Source organism: Catellatospora paridis (assembly GCF_009720365.1).
In the GTDB taxonomy this organism is placed as follows: Bacteria; Actinomycetota; Actinomycetes; order Mycobacteriales; family Micromonosporaceae; genus Catellatospora; species Catellatospora paridis.
On sequence record NZ_WBZD01000060.1, the window covers coordinates 1 to 1,346 of the forward strand.

Sequence of the window (1,346 nt, forward strand, 5' to 3'; positions counted from 1 at the left end):
GCTGGCGCTGCTGGCGATCGCCTTCGCGGTGGTGGCCGGGGCTCGGGGTCGGGGCACGGTGCTGTCGCGGCTGCGGACGATGGGCCTGTCCCGTGGTCAGGGCCGCCGCCTGCTGCTGGTGGAGTTGATGCCGGTGGTGGCGGTGGCGGTGCTGACCGGTGCGGTGGTCGGGATGGCCGTGCCTCATTTGATCGCCCCGGCGCTGGGGCTGTCGACGTTCACCGACGGCCTGACGGTGGGTGTCACGTTCGACCCGCTGGTCATCGGTGCCTCGCTGGTGCTGGTGCTGGTGGGTATGTTGACCGCGCTTGCGGTGGAGACCCTGTTCAACCGCCGGTTGCGCCTCGGTGAGGTGCTGCGGCTTGGTTCCTTCGACGCGGGAGAGAGCTGATGTCGACGACGAATGAGATGACCCCGCCGGATCTGGCCACGCTGCAGGCACGTGCCGCGCAGCGGGCCGCGGACCGGGCCGGTGGTGCGGACCGCCTGCGCGGGCATCTGGTCTGTGACGGGCTGGTGCGCATCTACAAGACCGAGGGTGTCGAGGTGGTCGCCCTGCAGGGCCTCGACTTGGTGGTGGACCGCGGCGAGCTGCTGGCCATCGTCGGTGCGTCCGGGTCGGGCAAGTCGACGCTGCTCAACATCCTGTCCGGGCTCGACGTGCCGACCGCGGGCATCGCCCGGGTGGGTGAGTACGACCTGCTGACGATGAAGGCCGGGCGGCGGTTGTCGTACCGGCGGCGCATGGTCGGGTTCGTGTGGCAGCAGACCGGCCGCAACCTGCTGCCGTATCTGACCGCGCTGGAGAACGTGATCACGCCGATGAAGCTGGCGGGCACGCGGTCGGGCCGCGCGGCCCGGCAGCGGGCCTACGAGCTGCTCGAGATGGTCGGCGTCGGCTACTGCGCGGACCGGCGGCCGGATCAGATGTCCGGCGGCGAGCAGCAGCGCGTCGCGGTCGCCCTGGCGGTGGCCAACGACCCGGAGGTGCTGTTCGCCGACGAACCGACCGGTGAGCTGGACGAGTCGACCGCGGCGGCGGTGTTCACCGCGTTGCAGACGATCAACGCCGAGCTGGGTGTGACGGTGGTGGTGGTGACCCACGACCCGAACGTGTCCACGCAGGTCCGGCGTACCGTGGCCATCCGTGACGGGCGGCTGGCCTCGGAGGTGCGCCGCAGTGCGCGGGTCACCGCCGACGGCGGCACGGAGCTGGTCAGCGAGGAGTACGCGGTGCTGGACCGGGCGGGCCGGATGCAGCTGCCGTCGTCGTTCGTGCAGGAACTGGAACTCAAGGACCGGGTGAAGCTGAACCTGGAGTCCGACCATGTGGAGGTGCGCCGTGG

General features: G+C 70.9%; 2 protein-coding genes. Both read left to right on the top strand.

Annotated features, from left to right (window positions below; translation table 11 throughout):
- Positions 1 to 391 (top strand): FtsX-like permease family protein (locus F9C41_RS40515; protein WP_155392161.1); only part of this gene is annotated, 391 nt, incomplete at its 5' end.
- A partial coding sequence (locus F9C41_RS40520) for an ABC transporter ATP-binding protein (protein WP_155392162.1) occupies positions 391 to 1,346 on the top strand: 956 nt, incomplete at its 3' end. The genes F9C41_RS40515 and F9C41_RS40520, both read left to right, overlap by 1 nt.